This window comes from Methylobacterium sp. C33D (assembly GCF_053345825.1).
The window spans coordinates 1-289 of record NZ_JBKFAV010000234.1; the positions used below are offsets into that span (position 1 = coordinate 1).

At 70.2% G+C, this 289-nt stretch carries 1 protein-coding gene; it reads right to left on the bottom strand.

What is annotated here, in order from left to right; all coding sequences use genetic code 11:
• Window positions 1-289, bottom strand: a 289-nt coding sequence (locus tag ACLBXO_RS32195; RefSeq protein ID WP_447687965.1) for an efflux RND transporter permease subunit, incomplete at both ends; no start/stop codon positions are given.

Sequence of the window (289 nt, forward strand, 5' to 3'; positions counted from 1 at the left end):
GGTGGCGACGCCCGGTTGCGCCAGCAGGTGCTCCTCGACCTTGCGGACCGCCTCCATGGTGCGGTTGTAGGAGGCGCCGGGCGGCGTCTGGATGTCGACCGTGAAGAAGCCCTGGTCCTCCACCGGCAGGAAGCCCTCCGGCAGGTTGACGAAGGCGTAAGCGGCCCCCGCCACCAGCGCGAGGTAGACCAGCATCACCCGGCCGGACTTACGGATGAAGGCCGCGGTGCCGCGGCCGTAGCGGGCGGTCTCCCGGTCGACGAACCGGTTGAACATCCCGAACACGCCG